We start from the raw sequence: 19706 nt of genomic DNA, 5'->3' as shown, positions 1-19706 counted from the left end.
AGTGGAAAAATGATTGAATAAAAGGATTATTGACTATGAAAGCTAATCCAGTTGTAGGGCGAGTTGATGAAGAATGGATGCGGTGAGCCCCCAAACTAAGTGATTGTTATACCAGTAAAAAAAGACTCGTTTTTCGCGACCCGAGCGGTTGATATCCACATATTTATGTTTTTGCAGGGATAATGCATCAAACAGGGGAATTTCAAAAATAGAGGAAACTTCGCTTGGGTTCGCCTGATAGCGAATATTATCGGGTACAAGACCGACAATCGGGGTGACTTGATAACCCCCAATGCTGGAGATAGGTGCCAGTTGCCCTAAGACCTGTACTTTCTCTGGTGGAATGGCGACTTCTTCGTAGGCTTCTCGTAATGCGGTCGCAATTAAGTTTGTATCTTCAGGATCGCGAGAACCGCCTGGGAATGCCACTTGACCAGCATGAGAACGTAATAGCGGTGATCGTTGTGTGAGCAATAATGTCGGATTGGATTTATTGATAATTGGCAATAGCACTGCAGCCGCTTTACCCGCCGATGTGGCGGGTTGACGAGAAAGCGGGAGTGTAAATTGAAAACGGTTAATAAAGCTATTCAGCTCAGTCATCGCTATCGAGTTTTCCTAGTTTTGGCAAAATCAGGCGTAATTTGTCAAAGGTCTCTTGGTACTCTTTATCGGCTTGGCTATCGGCAACAATACCACCGCCTGCCCAGCAATAAATCTGTTTTTTGTCAGTTATCAGCGTACGGATTGTGATGTTCGTATCCATATTGCCACAGAAACTAATATAGCCGATTGCGCCACAATATCCATGTCGACGATTGGGTTCTAATTCCTCAATGATCTGCATTGCACGAATTTTCGGGGCGCCCGTAATGGAACCGCCAGGGAAACAGGCACGCAGTAAGTCGGTAGCTTGGTATTGGCTGTCTAATGTGGCGGTGATGGTGCTAACGAGGTGATGAACTGCGGGAAATTGTTCCACTTTAAAGAGCTCAGGAACCCTTACTGTACCTGGTTTTGCCACACGTCCAATATCATTGCGCAGTAAATCCACAATCATTAAGTTTTCGGCACGATCTTTTGGCGAATTGGCTAATTTTTCTGCTTGAAGTTGGTCTTCCTCTGGTGAGTCTAAGCGAGGGAGTGTGCCTTTTATCGGGCGAGTTTGAATTTCACCTTTCTCTAATAAAATAAAGCGTTCAGGAGAAACGCTGATAACCGCATTATCGGGTAAGCGAATAAACGAGGAGAATGGGGCGCGGTTGCTTTCATTCAGCGTTAAAAATGCATCCCACTCATTGCCCTTATATTTGGCTTTAAAGCGTTGTGCAAGGTTGATTTGGTAGCAATCCCCCTCACGTAAATATTGATGGATACGGGCAATATTTTCATGGTATTGCGCTTCAGACATGTTGGCATGCCATGATGAAGTTAGTGAGAATGTACCTTTACGAGAGGCTTTTTGAGCTTGTAACCAAGTGAGTCGCTGCTCGACATCTTGATGGCTGAACAAGGTCACACGCTGTTCATGGTGGTCAACAATAAGAGCCCATAAATAGATGCCCAACGCCATATCGGGAAATTGCAGTTCAGTGGTGGCAAGTTCAGGGAGTTTTTCGATACGGCGACCTAAGTCATAGCTCCAAATTCCCATTGCACCACCTTGGAATGGCAGAGTTTCATCAGAAAATTCGGTGACTTGATATTGATCCATATATTGTTGTAACAGGGCAAAGGGATCTTTTTCTGAATATTGAGCAGGCTGATTTTGCGCTTGAATTTCAGTTTGCAAGCCACGAGATAATAGGGTGACAGTGGGGTCAGCAACGATGATATCGTAACGGTTATGAGAGTGTTCAGCTTGACCAGAATGAAGCAGCATAGCCCAGGGTTGGTGCGATAACGGTGCAAAATAATCTAATGCCGCATTGGGGCTGTAAGGGAGTTGTATTTTATTAATAGCCATATCAATCAATTAAAATCAGGTTCCACAAGTGAATAATGTCAGATTACCATATAATCTTACCTTATTAAGGCAAGAGCTGTTAAAATTTGCTGAAAATCTTAACGTAGTAAATAAGTCTGCAATTTAAAGAGGTTGATTATGTTTTCAGGTATGCCAGCACTTTCCCACGCAGAGCAACAAGAAGCGGTTGAACGCATTCACCAACTGATGGCAGAAGGCATGAGCAGCGGAGAAGCCATTGCGCTAGTCGCTCAAGAAATCAGGGAAAACCATCAAGGTAAAGAGCAAATTGTTGCTCGATTTGATGATGAAAATTAATAATTAATAAACATCCTATTAACATTTAAATATATTTCTGATAAATTCATATCAGTTAAGTCATTTTGCTCATAGGTTTTATTTTTACAACTACACTAGATAGACAACGGCAGCCTATGTGCGTGTTGTTAATGATGCTGCAGTTTTGGTGAGTAAAATGGATCTCAATTTCATCTACATCTCGTAGATGCCGGAGGATGGTATGAATGTTAATAAAAAAATAGCAATGGTTTTAGGCAGTTGTGCGCTTGTATTAAGTTCGTTTGCATTCAGTGCTAACAAGGAAGAAGGTAAAGCAGCTGCATTTGTGAGCTGTGGTAATCTGACTGAGCCACAAATTGCGGCGCAGGTTAAAAATGATTTTATGAATAACCGATTACCACGTTGGGCAGATGAAAAAGCGGCCGTGGGTAAAAAAGCGGTTGCATGGATCAACGACAGTGAAGTGACGAAAACGGAAGATGGCTACTCGCTACCTTTAGTGGTCAGAGGGTCGAAGTCCGACCTGCATTACCGTGTCGCTGTGGATTGTAAAAACAATACCATCACCTATAACACCAGCAAATAATCTGTGGTTTTATAGAATGAAAAAGGAGAGTGTAACTCTCCTTTTTTTGTGTCTAAAATTCGATTCTTAGCGATTTCTTGGCTCGTAGGGCATACGAGCGAAATTCATCGATAGCTGGCGATAGTGAACCAGCCTTTCACGAAAATAATCCCGTAAATGTTCTGGCTGTTCGCGTTCGACGGCCTCAGGAATAATGGGGATATTATAACGTTCCTTGAAAGCAACGCCGGAAGCCAGCAGGTCAACGTTAATTTTGTCCATCTCTTCTTTTGGGAGGGTGGCAAGATTGTGGCTCATTTCAAATCCTAACAGTTAACAACATCAGCATGAATTGTAGCAATTGAAGTTCAAAAAATCTTGATGAAATAGTGAGATGGTTAGCGAATAAAATTAAATTCAAATATGATAATAGTAAGCAATTAGGATTATTATGATAAATAAAAGCTAATGCGACTGATTCGTGTTATTTTTACAAAAAATCATTGTTAATCAATAAATTAATTTTTATAGGAAGAATGTTTTCTGAATGCATTTATTATGTTACTGTGGGATATAACTTCATAAAATCATCATCATTAAGGTAAAGATATGTTAAAAGCTGACATGATTGAAGCGTTAAATAAACAACTGAATCTTGAGTTTTTCTCCGCTAATCTGTATTTGCAAATGAGCGCTTGGTGTAGTGATAAAGGTTTTGAAGGTGCAGCTGCATTTTTGAAAGCTCACTCACAAGAAGAAATGGAGCATATGCAGCGTTTATTTAATTACCTTAGCGATACAGGGGCATTACCACGCTTAGGCGCGATTGCTGCACCACCAGAAAATTTTGATTCTATCGCTGATGTGTTCAATAAAACGTACGAACATGAGCAATTAATTACTTCAGAAATCAATAAACTTGCGCATTTAGCAATGACAACCCAAGATTACTCAACATTCAACTTCCTGCAATGGTATGTTGCAGAGCAGCATGAAGAAGAGAAACTGTTCAAATCGGTACTGGATAAACTGGGCATGGTGGGTGAGTCTGGTAAATCACTATTCCTGCTGGATAAAGATCTGAAAGGTTTAGCGGCGGCTGCGCACGTTTAATCATTCTTTTAAATAGCTCGATTATCGTGTTACTTATCAAGCGCCAATTCAGAGATGAATGGCGCTTGTTCTATTTTTGCGAGTGAGTTTTATTCGCATTTTGTGTCGAGCCTCACAAGCTGAATGATAAAATCTGATTTTATCGCTGCGTATCGTATTATTTTCCGTATAATGATTGGCAATATATCTAAATTCACCTGCAAATTAAGAGGTTACTATGCCAATCAACCAAATAAAATCTTCTTGGCGTAAATTAAGCGCGGTCGCTGTACTGTTCTTAGGTATGTCATTCCAACAAGCATTTGCTCATGCGCATCTAAAAGATCAATTACCTGCTGAGGGCGCGGCATTAGAGCAGGCACCAGAAGCTATCACATTAAACTTTTCTGAAGGCATTGAAGTTAACTTTACTAAGGTCAATGTAACGGATGAGAACAAGCAAGTTATCAAAACGGGTAAAGCCGCGTTAGATCCTAGCAATAACACTAAAGTCATTATTCCTGTTGAAAGCAAATTAGCAGCAGGTAAATATGATGTTCAATGGAGCGTAGTCTCTGTTGATGGACACAAAACCAAAGGGAACTATAGCTTCACTGTGAAATAATATGTCACTGGAAGCATTTTATACCTTAACGCGATTTGCTCACTTTATCGCCGCAATGTTGATGTGTGGAATGTCAATGTTTGCGGTGATAGTTTCCCATGGGCAATTTCGCGAACTGCTCCAAGATGCGCTGAAAAAAAGCATTATCTTTAGTGCAGTTATCACGATTATCACCACATTTTGCTGGATGATTGCACAATCTGGTTTAATGGGCGATGGTTGGGAAGATGCGCTGAATATGGATATTTGGCAAGGTGTGCTGGGCACTACCTTTGGCCAAATCTGGCGATGGGAAATCCTCAGTGCGGTTGGTTTGTTTGCCGTTCTATTTATACGGCCGATCACCCTAAAACTTTACCTCATTCTTGGTTTCTCCGTCATTATTCTGGGGCTACACGCTTTCATTGGTCATGCGGCGATGCATGAAGGGTGGTTGGGAGTTGCTCATCAAACTAATCAATTCATTCATCTAATTAGTTGCGCGTATTGGTTTGGGGGCTTGTGGCCTTTCCTTATTTGTATTCAATTTTTACGTAGCAAAGAACAGTTAAAAGCAGGGCTAGAAAAACAAATTGTTGTCTCAATGAAACGTTACTCGCAACTAGGGCATATTGCCGTGGTTTGTGTGCTAATAACGGGAATTATTAATAGCCTGATTTTATTGCCGGGCTGGCCATTCACCTCAACGCTATCCGAATACCAATCTTGGTTATGGCTAAAAATTGCATTGGTTGGGCTGATGGTGCTATTGGCATTAACGAATCGTTATTGGGTGGTACCACGTCTTCAACAGCAAGGGCGGATCAATTATTTGATAATAAATAGTTGGGCTGAATTGCTGCTCGGTACTATTGCCATCCTTGCAGTGGCTATTTTTGCTACCTATCAACCTGTATAATGGCGCATATCTTTGTATAACCCTGTTTGACAAGGTCATTTTAAATGAAATTTAAATTCATAATTTGTGCGTTCGTACTGGGTGGAACATTCAGTACGGCGATGGCTGCACCATTGGCGAGCGTCAGTAAAAAACAGTTTGGTGATGATTGGCCGCTAAAGCGTGAAGAAGTAATGTTAGAGTGTCGTGCTAACGGCGCATTGGTGGTCATTAACCCTTCTACGTTAATGCAGCATCCATTGAATGATATTGCAACGGCACAAATGGAAAAGAAAGAGATCCAAGCACAACCGATTGATGTGTTATTAGCGCCTATTGAGACCACTAAATCAGTTGAAGAGCGTGTATTGCCGCTGAAGCAAGCCGCAGAGAAACTGTGTGGCAATAAGTAAGGTGTTGTTAGCCTTTAGCTAGAAAGATCAAGGAGATGGCAATTGAAAGGTTTTACTGATTGCTTAGATAGGTTTAACTTATCATGCAAATAGTTCAATCTTGGAAAATTAAGCAATAAATTGTGTTAAAAATATGTAAAATAATTGCTAATTTAAGTGGTAAGAACGTAAGCTGAACGCTAGTATTAGGGAGTACTTTGTTACGTCTCAATGGCAATTTTAGCGCACGGCTCTGCCAGAGCCATTTCCCAAGGCCCGGTAATCGGAATCTACCAGGCCTCTTTTTTTTGTATTATTTCCCATCTGACCGTTCTATTGAATACCACCATCTTCATCAAGCAATTCTCATTAGCCAATGATGATTTTCTTTATCATAACGCTGACGATAGAGCAGAACCGGTTTTTCGTCCAGTGTCGCAGGGATACTCGTGTGTTCATCCCAACCATCCAATTGCATACAAAATTCAGAATCGGAATCGCAAGGAATACTCACAGTATCACTACGCTTATCAGCCATAACGGCATCATTGATTTCATAGGAAGAGATTTTCAATTTAACTATGCTCATAACATTTCCTCTTTACTCTTTATTTTTACAATAAAAAATCAGCCCAACGAAATTAAGCATAGTATAAATGGAATTCATTTCCAAAATATATTTTCAGTAGTGGATAATAAAAAAGGCGTCATGCTGAGAAACATGACGCCTTGTTAGGGATTATTTTTTGGGGATAGGGGTTCCCCAGTCTAACCAGTCCGCTGGTGGCTCTAATTTCAGAATGAAATGCTGATCAGGTTTAGCTTTAGGTGCGAGTGGCACTGTTGGCGGGGTTGCCAGCGAAATTCCACCACGAACAAACTGCTTGAATGTCCCGCTTTTCACTACGCCGCCTGTTAAACCAAAGGCGAGGTTGTAGCCTGAAGATAACCAGAACTGGGTATTATCACGGATCAGATATTGGTATTCTTTACCTATACGCGTTGCAACATAAACGCGATCGGAAAGCTCTCCCAAATAAAGCCCGGTGACGGTTCCGATCTCTAATCCTCTAAACAGAATTGGCGTTCCTACCTGAATAGAACCTGCCTCACTAGCATCAAGGATAATGGTGAGACCATCGAGATAACGGGAATCTGTGATGTTGGCAGTTTGCAATTCAAATTGGAAACGGCTCTTATTACTGCGTCCTGGCTCTGCACTGATATACGGTTGGATCAGTGTATCGAGGTTGTTAACCCCCGATGGAGAAAGCTCAGGGGTGACAATGGCAAAACGGCTGCCAATTTTGGTGAAATTCTCCACATATTCAGGATACAAAATTGCTTTCGCTTTCACTTCACGATTATCCGCAGACAGCTTCAGTGATTCGATTTGCCCGATGTTAATACCTAAATAACGAATAGGCATGCCTTCGGATAGCTTAGACGCATCAAAGGTTGTCAACGTTACCGCACTACCAATCGCTTTTGCCGCAGTTTCTGATGGGTAAAGTGTATGTTGGCGTGAAGTATCTAATGAGCCAGTTTGAATATTATCAAAACTAATCGCACCACTAAACGCACGGCTGAGTGGGGAAGCTTGAACCGTTAAACCTCCAGCATTTAACTGAACTTTAGCACCACCTTCAGCCCAGAATACGCTTTGTGGGGTCAATAAGTTACGGTATTGCCCTGAGATATACACATTCACTGCAAAGCCGTCATTGTTTGGTTTAATCGAAACAATTTTACCGACTTCAAATTGACGATATAGCACCACTGAGCCTTGTTGGATGTCGGGAAGGGTATTGGTGTTTAGCGTAATGGTGGTCGGCGGTGCGGAACCTAAAATACCCGCCTTGGCATTTTCATCGGTACGATATAACGGGAATGAGTCTGGTAATGTATCTTTACCTTTCCCCGGAATGATATGTAGGCCGCCTTCTAGCCACTCTTGCGGCGTTGCGCCTTGGAATTGTAATCCGCTCATACCTAACTGCACATCGACACGGCTATTGGCGACAAATTTACTGTCCTGTTTAACCAAATGTTTAAATTCATTAAACACGGCAATTTGGAACTGAACATTGTCATCCGTTAAGTGACGTTGTAACACTTCACCGATTTTTATTCCGCGATAGATAACAGGTTGCCCCACATTTACCCCGAAGGTATCCAATGCGGTGAGGGTCAGTTGCAAGTCTATATTGCCTTGCTGATCAAGCGGTTTGACATCCTCTTTACTCGGCTGCAATTCATATTGTTGCCCTGTTTGTGCTGGCAGGCTATTTTCTGGGGAATCAAATGCGACAGCGCCATTGATCACTGCCGACAGGCTTTCCATTTTGATGCTGGCGCCGGTATTCAGGTCGAATCCACCTTCAATACCGGAGATATTCCAAAATTGGCTATCTGACCGGACGAGATTAACGTAGCGCTTTTTAATAATAACCGCGATGGAGACGCCTTTATTTTCAGGTAATAAGGAGTAATCAGAAATATAACCGACCGGAACTTTACGGTAATAAACGGGGGAGTTTTCGTTTAATGCACCTAAATCTTTGGCGGTGAGGTAAATCAGTAACTCACCTTCGTTTAAGTTTCGCTGAGGTGGTGTATCAAGCGCCACAAATTGGGATTTTGGCGAACCAGTGCTTGGTTGCATACCAATATAGTTCCCACCTACCAGAGCATCTAAGCCTGATACGCCGGCTAGAGAGGCTTTAGGTGTTACCAGCCAAAAACGCGTTCCTGAAGTGAGTGCAGAGCGCATGTCTTTATTCACATTGGCAGTAACAATGACGCTTTTCATATCATCACTGATAGAGACGGTTTGTACCATGCCGACATCCACACCTTGGTAGCGAATTGGCGTTCGACCTGCAACAACGCCAGAGGCGGATGAAAATTGAATAGTAATTTGCGTGCCACGCTCCACCCATTGTTGGAATAGCAGCCAGCCTGCGATCATGATCGCGATGATGGGAAGCAGCCAAAAGGGCGAAATTGTCGTCCTTTTACGGCTGATAACCTCCGAAACTTCATCTGAAGTTTCACTTTGATGGTTTTGATTTTCCATAAGAATCCCAAATTAATCGACTGTCCAACCACTCAACAGCAAGGATAGTTAAAATAACAGCGGTACCAAAATATAAAGCCGCAGGTCCCATCGTAAATGACATTAGCATATCGCGGTTAACTAAGGTCATCATCAAGGCGATGACGAATAAATCTAACATCGACCAGCGCCCAATCCATGAAACGAATTTCAGCAATTTCATCCGTAACACAGGGTCTGTATGGCTTTTAAGTTGAATTGAAAATAGTAACAGTATCATGATGATAATCTTCACGAAGGGCACCAAAATACTGGCAATAAAAACGATAATGGCAATCGGCCAGTTTCCTGAGTCAATTAAGGAAACAACACCGGAGTAAATCGTGTCTTCTAAGCGTCGCCCATTTAAATAAAACGTCGAAATGGGCAGTAGGTTAGCAGGGATCAACAACACCATGGCGGCAATCAGTGCGGCCCATGTTTTTTGTAAGCTCAAAGGTTCGCGATGGTGAAGGGGACGGTGGCAGCGCTGGCACTTGCCTTTCTTATTGGGTTCGCCAGTAAAATGGCAGGCTAGGCAGGTTTCTGCATGAGGAGCATCTGCATTTTCCTCTAAAGGATAAAGCCGTCGCCACAGTTCATCGAGATTAATATGGATTAAAATAATAATACTAATCACAGACATTGTGCTAAACGCAATCAACCCGTGCCCGACAGAAACCGTCGCGTAATCTTGCATTTTAATCGCGGCGATACCCAAACCGACAAGATAGACATCCAGCATGACCCACTCTTTGAGATGCTTCATCATCAGTAAAATGGGACGCATGTTGATGGACAGGTAACGCGCTAATACCAAAGATAAAATCGAAATAGGCAAAAGTAGCGGTGCTGCTATCGCACAAAAAGCCACAATGCTGGCGGTAAAAGGGTCACCTTGCTCGCTAATTAAGCGGATACCATCAAGCACATTAGCATTGATTTGGGTGCCAAATAGATGAATAGAAATCAATGGCTGCCAAAAAGCGATGGGCGCAAGAAGCAGTAAAGTGATAGATAATAGAGCAAGACGACGGAGTGACCATGAACGCCCATCATTTAATTGACTAGAACATCTTGGGCAAACAATGACTTGCCGTGGTCGAAAAGGCGGAGTCACTATTTTTTGGTTACAATGGCAACAACGTTGCAAATTCATGGCAGTATGATTAATGTGGGTCATATATATTCATTGTATGAATTAATTTGCTTGTAATCTAGTGTAAAAAAATTTACGTAAAAGTGACAACTTGCTAACCTACGGTCTACGCTTACTAATATTTTTTACTTGTTTATGTATAACTGAAAATAAATATGGATAAAAAGAAGTATTATCTCGAACTTTCAGATAGTTTATCTGCACTTCTCGCTGGAGAGTATGATTTAATTGCCAGTTTGGCAAATAGCAGTGCGTTATTATTTGAACGTTTATCCGGTATCAACTGGGTTGGTTTTTACTTGAGTGATGGAAAGGAGCTGGTTCTCGGACCCTTCCAAGGCAAAGTCGCTTGTGTACGGATCCCGTTCAATAAAGGCGTCTGTGGTGCTGCATTTTCCGAAGCGCGAGTTCAGCGTGTGGAAGATGTGCATGCTTTCCCAGGTCACATCGCATGTGATGCGGCAAGTAACTCGGAAATCGTCTTCCCTCTGAGTGTAAATGGCAAGATAATTGGGGTTTTAGACATCGATAGCCCAAATATCGGTCAATTCGATGAAGAAGATGAAAAAGGGCTTCAATACCTTACAGACCAGTTATGCCAGCACTTGGCAATGTGTTCTATACCAAAATATTATTAATTATTGGTATGTAAAATCAATAGGAACGTGGCAATTGTCAGCAACACGATTATAATGTCCGCTTGTTCATGCCCGTGAGGTTGGCAAAATCGTTGTTATCAGGAAATTTCATGGAAAATCAACCTAAGTTGAATAGTAGTAAAGAAGTTATCGCATTTTTGGCAGAGCGTTTTCCACGCTGTTTTATCGCTGAAGGCGAAGCACGTCCGCTTAAAGTCGGAATTTTTCAAGATATCGTAGGGAACTTGACCGAAGAAGATGGTATTAGCAAAACGCAATTACGTTCTGCGTTACGCATGTATACCTCTAGCTGGCGTTACCTTTACGGTGTTAAAGAAGGCGCAAAACGTGTTGACTTAAATGGAGATGACTGCGGTGAATTAGATGCAGAGCACATCGCCCATGCGCGTCAACAATTAGCTGAAGCGAAAGCGAGAGTCCAAGCGCAACGCGCAGAGCAACAAAAAACGCAAAAGCGTCCTGCTGCGAAAAAGCCTAGTGACAAAGCACCTCGTCAAAATGATGCGAACAAAGAGAGCACATCTCGTCGCCGTCCATCAGACAAAAAAGAACGCCCACAAAATACAGCTCCGAAAAAACCTCGTAGCAACCCAGCTGAAGAGAATTTGAAATCAGTTACTGATATCAACACACTGAAAGTCGGTCAGACTCTGAAAGTGAAAGTGGGTAGCAGTATGATGGATGCCTCTGTGCTGGAAATTGCCAAAGATGGTGTTAGGGTTCAATTGCCATCTGGTCTGGCAATGATTGTGCGCGCGGAACATTTAAAGTTCTGATACGGAGGTCACTCAGGTCATGAACAAATTACTCAAAGTTGCATTTGTTGTGAGTCTCGCGACTTTCGGCACCGCAATAGCTAATACTCAGGCAGTGACTCCGGTCACTGCTGCTCAGTTACCTCTTTTAAAGCAGAATACACAGCACGGTACCGTGAGTGAGCGGGTGACATCGCGTTTTACGCGTTCTCACTATCGCCAATTCGATTTAGACAAAGAGTTTTCTGGGAAAATATTTGACCGTTATCTCAATATGATTGATTACGGGCATAATGTTTTACTTCAATCCGATGTTGACCAGTATGCAAAAGATAAAGCAAAAACGGGTGAATGGCTTGAAGATGGCAAGTTAGATAAGTTCTATGACCTGTATAACCTTTCTCAGCAACGTCGTTTTGAACGTTTCAAATATGCACTCGCGCGTTTAGATCAGCCGATTGATTTAAACGCGACGGATTCTATTGAAGTTGATCGAACTAAAGCACCTTGGCCGAAAGATAAAGAAGAACTAGACCGTTTATGGGATCAAAAAGTCCGCTATGATTGGTTGAGTTTGAAATTAACGGGCAAAGATGACAAAGAGATCAAAGACAAACTGACTAAGCGTTACAATTTTGCATTGAAACGCTTATCTCAGGCACAAAGCGAAGACGTATTCCAATTAATCATGAATGCGTTTGCTCGCGAAATTGACCCACATACCAGTTATTTATCACCTCGTAGCACTGAACAATTTAACTCAGAAATGAGTTTATCCCTTGAAGGGATTGGTGCTGTATTACAACAAGATGATGATAATACGACAATTAATTCTTTAGTTGCGGGTGGCCCTGCGGCTAAAAGCAAAGAATTAAAAGTCGGCGACAAAATCATTGGTGTTGGTCAAGTTGGTAAACCTATTGTTGATGTCGTGGGTTGGCGTTTAGATGACGTCGTCGCGTTAATCAAAGGGCCAAAAGGTAGCCAAGTTCGTTTAGAAGTTGTTTCAGATACGAAAGGTGCTAAGCCACGTATTGTGACAATTGTTCGCGAACAGATCCGACTGGAAGATAGAGCGGTAAAACTGTCTATCAAACAGCAAGGTAAAGAGAAAGTTGGTGTATTAGATATTCCAGGTTTCTATGTTGGTTTGACTAATGATGTCAAAACTGAACTACAAAAAATGGCGAAAGAGAATGTTTCGGCTCTTGTTATTGACCTGCGCGGTAATGGCGGTGGGGCATTAACAGAAGCGGTTGCATTATCTGGACTGTTTATTAACAAAGGGCCGGTTGTTCAAGTTCGTGATAACAATGGTCAAGTTCGCCAAGATGCGGATGACGATGATGTTATCTATTACAAAGGTCCATTAGTGGTTCTGGTTGATCGCTTTAGTGCTTCCGCATCAGAAATTTTTGCTGCAGCAATGCAAGATTATGGTCGCGCTTTAATTGTCGGTGAACCGACTTTTGGTAAAGGAACGGTACAGCAGCACAGAAGTTTAAGCCGCGTTTATGATCAAATGCTTAAACCAGAATGGCCATCATTAGGTTCAGTGCAATACACTATCCAGAAGTTCTATCGTGTAAATGGTGGAAGTACTCAGCGTGAAGGTGTGACGCCAGATGTGGTTATGCCAACAGGGCAAGATCCAGCAGAAACAGGTGAAAGCTTTGAAGATAACGCATTGCCTTGGGATAGCATCCCGGCTGCGAATTACACTAAATCTGGGGACATTAACGCTGATTTATCTCCGATTAAAACCAAGCATTTAGCCCGTATCAGTGTTGATCCTGAATTCAAATATATCGATGAAGATATTGCGCGTTACAAGTCATTGAAAGCGACTAAGAATCTAATTTCTCTGAACTATGCTCAGCGTCAGAAAGAAGATGATGAAATTGATGCGACCAAACTGAAACGCATTAATGAGCGCAATGCAAAACTTGGCAAGCCATTATTGAAGTCGATTGATGATTTACCGAAAGATTACGAAGCGCCAGATCCGTATTTAGATGAAACGGTGAAAATGGCAATAGACCTTTCGAATCAAAACACTAAGATGCTTTCTGGTGCCAAGCAGTAAAAATAAAAAGTATTTTCTAGAGCCAGCGCAAGCTGGCTTTTTTATATCTAAAAATACCATAATTAATTGATTTTAAGGTGATTTATTTTATTTGGTATTTTATCTACAGACTTAAATTCAACTAAACTTAAATTTTTATTTAAAAAATTATTGGGTTTTCTTTCGCTTTTTCAAAAGTATCCTACACTTCAGTTAGTAATATCCCTTATTAATGAGGCAAAACAATGCGTAAATTATCTGTAGGTTTATTAACTGTCATGGCGGTCATGATGTCGTCAATGGGTTCTGCGAATGCAAGTAACTACCCTTGTTCAGGCGCTAAAGGCGGAATTGCTCGTTGTGATGGCGGGCAATTTATCTGTAATGACGGAACAACCAGTCGTTCGGAGCAAGTCTGTACAAATGAACTAAAAAACTCAATCAATAAAAATGCAGGTATTGGTGCGGGTATTGGGGCGGGTGTGGCAAAGCAGTCCAGCAAACCATCAGCGGTAGATTCTATCAAAGAGACAGGTGACAACATGAGTAAAACTGCAAAAGATAAAGCATCAAAAGCAACTGATAAGGCTAAAGCAGCTGAGAAGGAAACATCGAAAGCTGTGAAAGATAAGGCAAAAGCAACAGAGAAAGAGACCTCTAAAGCTGTAAAAGAGAAAGCGGATAAAGCCAAAGCTGCTGATAAAGAAACCTCTAAAGCTGTAAAAGAGAAAGCAGATAAAGCTAAAACTGCCGACAAAGAATCTGCAAAAGCAGTGAAAGAAAAAGCAGATAAAGCCAAGGCTAAAGAGAAGGAAACCTCTAAAGCGGTGAAGGAAAAAGCCGACAAAGCTAAAGCGGTAGAGAAAGACAAAACCAAAGCAGCAAAAGATAAAGCAGACAAAGCAAAAGCGGATAAAGTGAAAGCCGATAAAGCTAAAGCTGCAGCAAAAACAACCGCAAAAGTTTCTAAAGGCAAGCCAACTAAAGGTAAAGTGAGCTGATCAGTTTCTCGTAGTGCCTTATCGTTATCATTTAAATGCCGTTTATTAAAACGGCATTTTTTATTGCTGTGTGTAAAGATATGTTATTTTATGACTTTTTCCTGTTAATGGACTTGAAATGGTGTGAAAAAACCTTATTTATGAAGTAAATTTGTCGTGATGTTTGTTTTGACCAAGGAACCTATAAAAAATGATGAGAATTGCTTTATTCTTGCTCACAAACTTAGCTGTTATGTTTGTGTTCGGGATTATTTTAAGTTTAACCGGGATACGTGGAAGTAGTGCTCAAGGTCTGCTGATCATGGCGGCATTGTTTGGTTTTGGTGGCGCGTTTGTGTCGCTGCTCATGTCCAAATGGATGGCGCTGAAGTCCGTTGGGGGTGAAGTTATCGAACATCCACGTAATGAGATGGAACAGTGGTTAGTTAACACTGTTAGCCGTCAATCCCAGCAAGTGGGTATCAAAATGCCACAAGTGGCAATTTACCATGCACCGGATATCAACGCATTTGCAACGGGTGCACGCCGTGATGCTTCTTTGGTTGCGGTAAGTACGGGTTTATTGGAAAACATGAGCCGTGATGAAGCTGAAGCCGTTATTGCTCATGAAATCAGCCATGTCGCTAACGGTGATATGGTTACCATGACCTTATTGCAAGGTGTTGTGAATACCTTCGTTATCTTTATTTCACGTATTTTGGCGCAAGTTGCGGCTGGCTTTATGTCAAACAACAATGACAATGAAAGTGAAAGCAGCAATGGTAACCCAATGGTTTATTTTGCCGTTTCGATGGTATTAGAAATCGTGTTTGGTATTTTAGCGAGCATCATTACGATGTGGTTCTCTCGTTACCGTGAGTTCCACGCGGATGCAGGCTCTGCCAAATTAGTCGGTAGAGAGAAAATGATTGCTGCACTGCAACGCCTGAAAACAAGCTATGAGCCGCAAGAAGAAGGGCGCTTGATGGCATTTTGTATCAATGGCCGTGGTAAAGCATTTAGCGAACTGTTTTTATCTCACCCACCATTAGATAAACGTATTGAAGCATTACGCTCAGGCCAATATCTGAAATAGCCTACGATGTTAATGCGATAAAATGAAAGGGAAACGTCATGTTTCCCTTTTTTATTTGCTCATCCTACCTCTATCCCCACCGTATTCGATTTATCATTTTATCTAACTATTCCAGCGAATAGTGCCAGCAAAGTGGTACGCTAGTAGAAGAAAGGCGTATCGCATTTTATGCTGAAGAGAGCTAAATAAACATACTGAAAGAAAATCGCACCTAAATTGAATGACATTAAACTCTCAGTTTAAAAATCCCGTATGTTTTTTAGACGCTGATGTTTATTTATCTTATAAATGTTGAACAAATAGACTAAATACTCCTTTGTGGTTATTTTAATTTAAATAAAGTTAAACGATGAATACGCTTTATTAGCGTTAAATAATGTAAATAAAAAAATAAAGACCGCGTGTAATGCTACATATTTATGGTTAACTAAAATTAATAGCATGCCATTAATTTTTGAAAATTATTCACCATAATTAATATATTGATTTTGACTGTTTTTATAATTTCTATCTGTAACTATTACTTTTTTAAAGATTCAAAAAATAACGCATAGTTATGCATTAATAATTATTTGTAATTTATTTATCTATTATGCTATGGTGCGAAAGTATCCTTTTCAATCAAGCTAAATGTCGGATTATCATAGGGTTGTTCCACCTTGGGTTAAGCTCCTAGTTACTCGCCATTGTTGTATATGCATTAAAAGTGCATAGATAGCAGCGTGTTTTTACGCGTCAAATGGAATATATCGATAATATTATCGCCTATGAGTAATAAACATTTCATTTTGTTTGGAATAAAAGTCTTATCGTGCGAGGTCAATTTCCTCATTGAAAAATCTCGCCATAAAATAATAAATAATAGGAACTCAACATGCACAATGAATTTTTAGTACACGAAGCAGAGATGCTGGATTTATTAAAGCAAGTAGTTAATACCGAATCCGGCTCATACGATAAAGAGGGTGTTGATAATCATGCTGCATTCTGGTGTGAACGCTATCAATCAATGGGTTTTGAGGTGGAAATAATCCCAAATGAAAAATTGGGCAATAATTATCGTATTTTCCACCCATCGACCACGCCTGAAATTTTGATTTTGCTGCATTTGGATACCGTATTTCCAAAAGGTACTGTAGCAGAAAGACCATTTAGCATTGAGGGTGATAGAGCCTATGGTCCCGGTGTTATCGATATGAAAGGCAGCCATGTCATGGTGCATCAGGTGATCAAACAGCTTTATGCCACCAACGATGAGCGCTACAAAAAAATTGAAGTGCTGCTGAACTGCGACGAAGAGATTGGTTCTATTTCGTCACGTCCGGTCATCGAGCAATGTGCAAAAGGTAAACGCTATGCGTTAGTGATGGAGCCAGCACGTGCGAATGGTGCCATTGTTAGTGCGCGTCGTGGTGTGGGAACCTATGTTCTGACTATTCAAGGTAAAGCCTCTCACTCAGGTATTGCTCCTGAAGCTGGGATCAGCGCTATCCAAGAACTTGCTTTTAAAATCCAAAGCTTACATGCGCTTTCTCAGCACGATAAAGGGCTTTCGGTGAACGTGGGTCTGATCACAGGTGGAACATCCGTTAATACCGTCGCGCCAAATGCGCGTGCAGAAATTGATGTGCGGATCTCTTCTGAGCAGCAAGGTATTGAAATCGACAAGAAAGTACGTGAAGTGTGCAGCCAGCCTGTTCTAGAAGGCATTCAGCTTTCACTGACAGGCGGGATCAACCGTCCACCAATGGCAAAAACGTCAGAAAGTGCCGCGCTTATCGACATCATCAAACAAGAAGCCGACAAACTGGCAATCACTCTGGAAGACGTTTCTACAGGTGGTGGCTCAGATGCTTCATTTACCGCGGGTGTGGGGACACCAACGGTAGACGGTTTAGGCCCAATTGGCGGCTATCAACATAGTGACAAAGAGTATCTTGAAATTCCCTCTTTAACTGAGCGCGCTCAGTTATTTTTCAATGTGTTAAAACGCATTACGCAGTAATTATGGCTAACAAAACAAATAATAATCCAACAGGATAAATCTATGGCAACATCCATATCAACATCAAAAGCATCAACAACACCACCACAAAAAAAGCGTTCTGATGGGATAAACCCGTATGTATTGCTCTTTTTCATCTTAGTAGCGGCAGCGGTTGCGACTTGGATCGTTCCGGCTGGGCAATATGCCTCTGAAACGAAAGTGATCACGACTATCAAAGATGGCGTGGAAACCCAAGTCAAGAGTTCCTATACCATTCCGGGGAGTTATGAGCGTTTACCTGAACAGCATGGCGTTTTACCAGGGCAGGTTTTCACGTCGATTGCTGACGGCTTAGTGAAGGCCGCACCAATCATTTTCCTGATTATCTTTACTGGCGGCGCGTTACATCTGCTTGAAACGACGGGTGCAATCAACAAAGTTCTGAGTAATATTTCACGCAGTAAAAAGCTCAATGACTTTTTGTTAATTACTATCTTCTTTGTGGTGTTCTCCATTTTGGGTACCACTGGGATTGTGGTGAACTCGATAATTGCATTCGTTCCAATAGGTTTATTGGTGGCGAAGTCCGTTGGAATGGATGACAAGTTTGGCGCAGCAATTGTCTATGTTGCGGCTTACTCCGGCTTTAACGCCTCGGTAATGGCACCGATGACCGTCGGGTTATCTCAAGGTTTAGCCGATGTTCCGCTGCTATCGGCATTTGGCTTCCGTACTGTGGTTTATATTAGCTTTGTGATCGCAGGGATTATCTTTTTAACCTTGTACGCGAAGAAAAGCCGTCGCCAAGGGATGGTGCGTCCAGAAGTGCAGATTGATGACAGCCAATTTGAGACCTCAAAAATCTCTTTACGCCACGTCATTACATTATCCTATGCCGCATTCTGTTTAATTGGCTTTATTTTTGGTGCGATTGAGTGGGGTTGGGGCGAGAAAGAGATGATGGCCATGTTTATCATCTTAGGCGTAGGGGTAGGCGTACTGAACAGAATGTCACCGAATGATATTGCAACCGGCTTCCTGAAAGGCTGTGCTGGCATGGTTGGCGGGGCATTTATCGTTGGTATGGCCCGTGCGATTGCGATTGTATTAGCAGATGGCATGATCTTAGACACCATCGTGAACTCGATTATTTCTCTGATGGATGGATTACCGAAAACATTATCTGCGATTTCAATGTTCGGTACCGCTGCTATTATGCACTTCTTTATTTCTTCAGGTTCCGGTGAAGCGGCAGTTTTAGTGCCTATTTTCACCCCAATGGGTGACCTGTTAGAAATCACCCGTCAAACTACCGTTCAAACGGTATTAATGGGCGAGGGTGTCGTGAACTGTATTAACCCAACATCAGGTATCCTGATGGCAGTGTTAGCGACGTCGAAAATCCCATACACCAAGTGGCTGAAGTTTATCTGGCCGCTGGTATTAACTTGGGTCATTATTTCGATTATCTCGATTGTTTACGCTGTCATGACGAATTTAGGTCCGATTTAAGTCCACGTATTACGTTATTTAGACAGACAGGGTATTTATCCAAGCGCTACTCGAAAGAGTGGCGTTTTTTGTTTTTTGAGTGAGTGAAAAGGTAGGATTTTAGGCAAAAAAAAGCCCCCTTCATAGGGATCTGAAGGGGGAGCTAAATGAATAAAGAATGGTTTAATTCGAGATCAAAGATAAAGGATCCTAGTGAACGAAACTTAGGTTTTTGTGCACTTTAGTTCGCTGTTTTTAGTTAGCGCTTAGAATCGCATTTATCGCTAAAGCTCTTATTGACGATAACCAGTCTTGATTTGTTCTAAAATGTTTTTGTAAGTTTCAGCTTGCTTCTCATCTTCCATTGAAGCGACTTCGCGTTGCATTTTGATTAGAATTTTACCCGCATCAGCTTGACCGATAGCTTTAAGCATATGAGTAACAAGATTTTTTAAACAAGTTACTTCGTCTGCTAATGCGTTTACGTCTGGCTCAGTTGGAAAATGGGTTTTCATTTAGGAATTCCTGTAAGAATAAAAAGTAATTTGCAGATTGTAGCATAGAAGAAATGATTCTGTCGCTTTTCAAACTGATATGAAA

20 protein-coding genes are annotated in these 19706 nt (G+C 41.6%); 13 read left to right on the top strand and 7 right to left on the bottom strand.

Annotated features, from left to right (window positions below; translation table 11 throughout):
* Positions 1–42: 42 nt before the first annotated feature.
* Entirely contained in the window at positions 43–603 is a 561-nt protein-coding gene (locus H0913_RS10495) for a CoA pyrophosphatase (protein ID WP_154603675.1), read from the bottom strand.
* The gene (pabB, locus tag H0913_RS10490) at positions 596–1966 is read right to left on the bottom strand and encodes an aminodeoxychorismate synthase component 1 (protein ID WP_181477218.1); all 1371 of its coding nucleotides are present in this window, start codon (positions 1964–1966) and stop codon (positions 596–598) included. Before pabB ends, H0913_RS10495 begins: the two co-directional genes overlap by 8 nt.
* Before the next feature lie 138 nt (positions 1967–2104).
* On the opposite strand from pabB, the gene H0913_RS10485 reads away from it, so the two are divergent.
* On the top strand, positions 2105–2284 hold the full coding sequence (locus H0913_RS10485; protein ID WP_036954826.1) for a YoaH family protein: 180 nt from the start codon (positions 2105–2107) through the stop codon (positions 2282–2284).
* Positions 2285–2486: 202 nt separating this feature from the next.
* Positions 2487–2852 carry a protein YebF gene (yebF, locus tag H0913_RS10480; RefSeq protein ID WP_036954829.1) on the top strand — a complete coding sequence of 122 codons (366 nt, stop codon included), beginning with the start codon at positions 2487–2489 and terminating at the stop codon, positions 2850–2852.
* Between the two features lie 66 nt (positions 2853–2918).
* Here yebF and H0913_RS10475 read toward each other — a convergent pair whose 3' ends face one another.
* Positions 2919–3149 carry a DNA polymerase III subunit theta gene (locus H0913_RS10475; protein WP_154603677.1) on the bottom strand — a complete coding sequence of 77 codons (231 nt, stop codon included), beginning with the start codon at positions 3147–3149 and terminating at the stop codon, positions 2919–2921.
* Between the two features lie 291 nt (positions 3150–3440).
* Here H0913_RS10475 and ftnA point away from each other — a divergent pair, with 291 nt between their 5' ends.
* From ftnA to H0913_RS10455, 4 genes are all read left to right on the top strand, one after another.
* A complete protein-coding gene (gene ftnA, locus H0913_RS10470; protein ID WP_006658792.1) occupies positions 3441–3944 on the top strand; it encodes a non-heme ferritin in 504 nt (167 codons plus the stop codon).
* 217 nt (positions 3945–4161) lie between these two features.
* Entirely contained in the window at positions 4162–4548 is a 387-nt protein-coding gene (gene copC / locus H0913_RS10465) for a copper homeostasis periplasmic binding protein CopC (protein ID WP_181477217.1), read from the top strand.
* A gap of 1 nt (position 4549) precedes the next feature.
* Complete coding sequence (gene copD, locus H0913_RS10460; RefSeq protein ID WP_181477216.1) at positions 4550–5446, top strand: copper homeostasis membrane protein CopD; 897 nt, start codon at positions 4550–4552, stop codon at positions 5444–5446.
* Positions 5447–5490: 44 nt separating this feature from the next.
* Positions 5491–5838, top strand: coding sequence for a DUF2511 domain-containing protein (locus H0913_RS10455; RefSeq protein WP_181477215.1), 348 nt, complete (start codon positions 5491–5493; stop codon positions 5836–5838).
* A gap of 334 nt (positions 5839–6172) precedes the next feature.
* On the opposite strand, the gene H0913_RS10450 is transcribed toward H0913_RS10455, so the two are convergent.
* From H0913_RS10450 to yebS, 3 genes are all read right to left on the bottom strand, one after another.
* On the bottom strand, positions 6173–6406 hold the full coding sequence (locus H0913_RS10450) for a DUF1480 family protein (protein WP_036954855.1): 234 nt from the start codon (positions 6404–6406) through the stop codon (positions 6173–6175).
* Positions 6407–6556: 150 nt separating this feature from the next.
* On the bottom strand, positions 6557–8896 hold the full coding sequence (locus H0913_RS10445; RefSeq protein WP_181477214.1) for an MlaD family protein: 2340 nt from the start codon (positions 8894–8896) through the stop codon (positions 6557–6559).
* On the bottom strand, positions 8871–10097 hold the full coding sequence (gene yebS, locus H0913_RS10440; protein WP_154603682.1) for a membrane integrity lipid transport subunit YebS: 1227 nt from the start codon (positions 10095–10097) through the stop codon (positions 8871–8873). Before yebS ends, H0913_RS10445 begins: the two co-directional genes overlap by 26 nt.
* 131 nt (positions 10098–10228) lie before the next feature.
* Between yebS and H0913_RS10435 the strand changes: the two genes are divergently transcribed.
* The 7 genes from H0913_RS10435 (at position 10229) to H0913_RS10405 (ending at position 19127) form a co-directional block, all read left to right on the top strand.
* The gene (locus H0913_RS10435) at positions 10229–10711 is read left to right on the top strand and encodes a GAF domain-containing protein (RefSeq protein ID WP_154638411.1); all 483 of its coding nucleotides are present in this window, start codon (positions 10229–10231) and stop codon (positions 10709–10711) included.
* Between the two features lie 110 nt (positions 10712–10821).
* Positions 10822–11508 carry an RNA chaperone ProQ gene (gene proQ, locus H0913_RS10430; protein ID WP_154603684.1) on the top strand — a complete coding sequence of 229 codons (687 nt, stop codon included), beginning with the start codon at positions 10822–10824 and terminating at the stop codon, positions 11506–11508.
* Positions 11509–11527: 19 nt separating this feature from the next.
* The gene (gene prc, locus H0913_RS10425; protein ID WP_154603685.1) at positions 11528–13573 is read left to right on the top strand and encodes a carboxy terminal-processing peptidase; all 2046 of its coding nucleotides are present in this window, start codon (positions 11528–11530) and stop codon (positions 13571–13573) included.
* A gap of 224 nt (positions 13574–13797) precedes the next feature.
* Positions 13798–14553, top strand: a complete 756-nt coding sequence (locus H0913_RS10420; protein ID WP_154603686.1) for a cell envelope biogenesis protein TolA — start codon at positions 13798–13800, stop codon at positions 14551–14553.
* A 190-nt stretch (positions 14554–14743) separates the two neighbouring features.
* A complete protein-coding gene (gene htpX / locus H0913_RS10415; RefSeq protein WP_036954871.1) occupies positions 14744–15628 on the top strand; it encodes a protease HtpX in 885 nt (294 codons plus the stop codon).
* Between the two features lie 874 nt (positions 15629–16502).
* Positions 16503–17633, top strand: a complete 1131-nt coding sequence (locus H0913_RS10410; RefSeq protein ID WP_181477213.1) for a M20 family metallopeptidase — start codon at positions 16503–16505, stop codon at positions 17631–17633.
* Between the two features lie 42 nt (positions 17634–17675).
* Positions 17676–19127 (top strand): YfcC family protein, encoded by a 1452-nt coding sequence (locus H0913_RS10405; protein ID WP_154638415.1) that lies wholly within the window; start codon positions 17676–17678, stop codon positions 19125–19127.
* Between the two features lie 272 nt (positions 19128–19399).
* On the opposite strand, the gene H0913_RS10400 is transcribed toward H0913_RS10405, so the two are convergent.
* Positions 19400–19621, bottom strand: coding sequence for a DUF2594 family protein (locus H0913_RS10400; RefSeq protein ID WP_036954881.1), 222 nt, complete (start codon positions 19619–19621; stop codon positions 19400–19402).
* Between the last annotated feature and the right edge of the window lie 85 nt (positions 19622–19706).

This window comes from Providencia rettgeri, from assembly GCF_013702265.1.
Lineage (GTDB): Bacteria > Pseudomonadota > Gammaproteobacteria > Enterobacterales > Enterobacteriaceae > Providencia > Providencia zhijiangensis.
The sequence above is the reverse complement of the archived record's forward strand: the minus strand, read 5'-3'. Positions and strand labels throughout refer to the sequence as shown.